Source organism: Coprobacter sp. (assembly GCF_982436375.1).
In genome coordinates this window covers 1-4,370 of the sequence record NZ_CEWDCG010000227.1, presented here as the reverse complement: position 1 = coordinate 4,370, position 4,370 = coordinate 1, and the positions used below count along the sequence as shown (strand labels likewise).

The 4,370-nt window shown below is 37.2% G+C and carries 5 protein-coding genes; all 5 read right to left on the bottom strand.

The genetic code is table 11. The annotated features are described in order from the left end of the window. Nucleotides 1–133: 133 nt before the first annotated feature. A complete protein-coding gene (locus tag AC1WHX_RS10810; RefSeq protein WP_481229335.1) occupies nt 134–1,192 on the bottom strand; it encodes a hypothetical protein in 1,059 nt (352 codons plus the stop codon). Then, nucleotides 1,173–1,988 carry a hypothetical protein gene (locus AC1WHX_RS10805; protein WP_481229334.1) on the bottom strand — a complete coding sequence of 272 codons (816 nt, stop codon included), beginning with the start codon at nt 1,986–1,988 and terminating at the stop codon, nt 1,173–1,175. The genes AC1WHX_RS10810 and AC1WHX_RS10805 overlap by 20 nt, the downstream gene beginning before the upstream one ends. 66 nt (nt 1,989–2,054) lie before the next feature. Continuing rightward, nucleotides 2,055–2,756, bottom strand: coding sequence for a hypothetical protein (locus AC1WHX_RS10800; RefSeq protein WP_481229333.1), 702 nt, complete (start codon nt 2,754–2,756; stop codon nt 2,055–2,057). A 42-nt stretch (nt 2,757–2,798) separates the two neighbouring features. Further along, a complete protein-coding gene (locus AC1WHX_RS10795; protein ID WP_481229332.1) occupies nt 2,799–3,776 on the bottom strand; it encodes a hypothetical protein in 978 nt (325 codons plus the stop codon). 35 nt (nt 3,777–3,811) lie between these two features. Continuing rightward, the coding region (locus tag AC1WHX_RS10790) for a hypothetical protein (protein WP_481229330.1) at nt 3,812–4,370 on the bottom strand (559 nt) is incomplete at its 5' end.

Genomic DNA, 4,370 nt, shown 5'->3' with positions numbered 1-4,370 from the left:
GTTTTTACGAGGAGGATAGCGAGTATCTGACGAGAGAAAACGGGGAAAAAGACCGAAAGAAAACGCAAAGATGACCTGATAGTTTTTTTATTGGAAAATTGAGATAAACTCCTAAACAACAGATTCTGATATTTTACCAAAAAAACTGTTTCCCATTTTCAATCGTGAAAATTCTTTCCTCGATCCCCCTCGAGTGGTTTTTAAGCCAATACAATGCACCGGAAGGTACATTATCATAATTAAGGAAATAATCATTACTTATTTTCGTTCCTAACGAAACCCACCCATCTCTATCTCTATATAAAAGTTCATACAAATTACCCGGAACAATATAATTATCGTCATTTCTCGGCATAATCTTTATTTTAGAAACGTTCGGCAATTTATCCATATCCAATATAATCGGAGATTCAATAGCACTAAATGTCAACGGCTTATTATCGAAAATTTTAACGGCTTCAGATTTATCCGAACCAATCACAGACTCTACCAAACTTGATATCAAATTATTATTTTGATCATAAAAGTATATTTCAGCAATTTGAGGCTTTTCTTTAATCATATCTGACGTTATTTTCAAATAACGATATTTTTTGGACGATGTCAAAACTATCTCTTGTAAAAAATCATTCTCAATACGACCTATTCGAAACGCTTCCGTTTTTCTGAAATCATAAAAATCGGATCTTTCAATCCTCAGATTTTTCAACGCATTATTCAAGCCGTACGCCATCGGATTGACTGGATATTTTCGAGTAAGACGCACTTTTATAGGCCGTTGTCTATCCGGTATCAACTTATGGACGGTTTTCGTCGTTGTAGCAATAAACGGGTAACCTCCGGAAACCTCCTCTTTCCCATTATAAAATACAGGTAAATATACACATTTCATACCCATCTTCTTAAAAGAAACCTCGTCATTATCAACCACCCTGCTCCATGCCACAGGCTCCCATACCCCCATATTAAAAACAGATAAATAAGCATATTCGGGTTTACGATCCTCTTGAAGCATCAAATCGATATCAACGGTCTTGCAATACAATTCCGTCACATCTTTAATGAACGGTGTTTTAAAAAGTGCCGGAACAGAATCTTCCCTACTACTTTCCGGAAACGGATTCCGAGAGTAGGTCTTTCTATAAACTTTTGCATAATGATCAATATAATTTTCAGAAAAAGTTTTCTTCACCAGACACGGATCCCTCTATTATGTTCCAAAAATGCTTTCCATTTCTGGATGGCCAGCAGGGTGTAAAATCTATGGCAGCCGGAACACAGGATAGTCGACTCTCACTCAATACCTTGTAGCTGTCCCATATACAATCGGCAACATAATGTTCTCCAACGGGAGACGTCAATTCAAACTCTCTGCCACATTGAGGCAATAATCTCCAAATATAATTATACAAAAATTCATCGACGGTTATATTGTAATCCTCAAATTGCTGCGAAAACGAATCTATCGGAAAATAATAATAATGTTCCATCAGTTTTGTCAAAGGCTCTCCATCCAACCTATACGGCAAAATATACTCGCAAAACGTTTCAAAAGAAATATCTTTACCCCATGGTACTTTTTCCCAAATATGGAACATATTCTCTATATGATTTATCAGAAAATCCGATTTAATGACCTTCACATCCTCTACTTTTTTTACATCGGACAGATCAACATAGTATTGCGGTAAATTATACAATATATTCTTCAGATAGAAAGGTATCGCTTTATTTTTCAAATCAACTTGCAAATAATAGTCTACTATACACGAATCGATGACAGAACAGTGTCCGGGCATATTTTCTATTAAAAAAAGAGCTGCTTTCAACTTCAACGAATCAGAAGTATCTTGAGAAAAATGGCGGATAACTTTTTCTAATTCAATCCGGTTATCTCCGCTCAATCGTAAGGCCTTATCGAGTTCCGAATGACCGTTACACGACGCCAAAACAAGTAAAAAAGATAAGAAAAATATACCCGATTTCATATTTATATCACACCTTTCAATCTGATTTTTAATCCTTTTCGAATATAAACCCGCCTAAGAGCCTGTCTAAGGAACAAGCGGTTGCTCTTTCCCATCCCAAATATTCCGGTTTCCGGTGAAATCAAGAATCATATAATCCTGTGGCTGATACTTTATCTCCTTTATTTTTTTTATATGCCCTGTTTCATCAATCTGATAGTGAGTGTCGATCCGCTGCGCATTCATTTTGGTCTGAGGAGATGTATCTTCAAATCTTATAGGTGTAGTCGAGGTCGGCTTCACCTGATAAACCGTAACTCTCATATCTGCATCGATTTTCCACTGTTTTATAAGCGCTCCCACTCCGGTATTTGTAGATCCCAATACCGAAACTTCAAGACAATCTATAAATTCCCCATCTGGGGTAGCCGTAATCAGATACTTTCGAATATAATCCATGATTCCCAAATCTATAACTCCAATAAGATATTGACCGTTTGACGGAACAAATCGGCGGAATATAGAACAATCTCCATCTTCTGCTAATGGCACAGAAATGGTCAATCCGTAATCAATCCAATATGACATGTCCAGTTTGTTTCCCCATGTCTTATATGGGAAATATATCGATGCATACGGTTCAATCAATGTCTCTCCCATAACTCCTTTATACGGTAATTGTGTAAGTGGAGTCATTCCAAAAACCCTCTTTATATCGCCTATTTGGGCTTCAGCCTGCGACAAAAAAAATATACTCAATAAAATCGTTATCAAAATTTTCTTTCTCATAATCATATTTACTTTAATCTATATTTTATAAAAATGATAAATTTATTTCTGTGAAACCGTATTTTCATTATTCCCGTCATTGGGTCTTACCTGAGTTACGTCATATCTTTTTTGAGACACATAACCAGTTGCATCATACAGAGTCGGAATCGAGGGGTCATAATAAAACCGGTTATTCGTTTCACTACACCCTATGGAAGAATGGGATGTTCCCACCTCATAATATGTATAATAGTTCATCCCTTTGTCAGAATCGTATCCCCGTCCGGCAATAACGACAAAATGATCTGTCGCCCCTTCATTTATATTCCTATCAATAGTATGATTTACTCCTACTATTATCGGCCGACCCGCATCTAAATGCCGGTCGATACAATCGACGGCATTCCGATAATTGTCGGCGGGATCATTGCCGTAATTCACCAATTGTCCGTTCACTTCTATTTTCAACTTAAACACATAATCTGGACTCCCGGGATAATCGATACCGTGTTTTTTCAATATCGCCACACATGCCAAATAGCAATTTTGAATCTGACCAAATCCGACAAATTTATCTACATCCATTAAAGAGACCGGAGTTTTGGGTGAATACGGATCAGTTTCCGGATCAGGATCGGTGGGAGTTGTACCTCCACCACCTGTTCCATGTCCCGGACACTCGCTGAAAGGTTTCATACATATAAGACACCAATCTGCACAAATGCATGGATTTCGCGAACATATAATACAAGTCTGAGAGGCAAAACAATCACAAGGATAGTTATGACATACAGGACAACAATAACAAATATTCAACCCATGACATTTCGGACACGCAGTTACTCCCGGAGCCGGCTTGTCGCAATCTTCATCCAATCCATGATATTTATTGCACCAACTGCAAAAATACGAATTATTGTTTCCTCCCGATTCACCTGCTCGTGTCATAACTTTTGCAAACCGGAGAAATTGAATGTTCTCTAAAATATGATTACAATATTCGACCCGCATCGCCGGAGACAAACGAGGATCGTTCATATTTATATTTTTTATAACCTTCCCATCCCGATATTCTATAACTTAATGCGCCCTGTCAAAAGTTTCAATATAACCAATCCCGAATATTTGACATTCTCATTTAAATAAGAGTATGCAATCGGGTTTCTATTTTTAAAGACAAAATTACTTGTAGGAATCAATGTTGCAATAAAACCAGCCATTTCTTCGGTATCATTGCTTTTTACCACAATCATTCTTTGGGCCATTTCGATCAATTCTCCATCCTCAGGCTTTTCTCTATTCGGAATATAAGCATAATATTGATATGCCGAAACTATAGGTGCATCAACTGCCGAAACATAATTATTAGATTCCTGCAAAGAGTTTTGCCACTGCGGAGTAAAATCTCCGGTAAACAAAATAGACTGATTTTCACCATCTACTCCTAAGTTAGCCTGTGCCATATATAATCGGGTAAACCGATCTTCAAAAAAAGCCCGAGCCTCACCTACTGATAATTTTCGGCATTCTTCGACCGGCTCAGCAACCTCGATCTCATTTATACAGGAACAAACAATCAAAGGAATAATAAAAATAATTATACTTCTCATCGGTATCAGATTTATATTATTT

Excerpts from the sequence above, each read along its gene's own strand:
- AC1WHX_RS10805 (WP_481229334.1), bottom strand. The coding sequence starts at position 1,988 with ATGAAATCGGGTATATTTTTCTTATCTTTTTTACTTGTTTTGGCGTCG.
- AC1WHX_RS10800 (WP_481229333.1), bottom strand. The coding sequence starts at position 2,756 with ATGAGAAAGAAAATTTTGATAACGATTTTATTGAGTATATTTTTTTTG.
- AC1WHX_RS10795 (WP_481229332.1), bottom strand. The coding sequence starts at position 3,776 with ATGAACGATCCTCGTTTGTCTCCGGCGATGCGGGTCGAATATTGTAAT.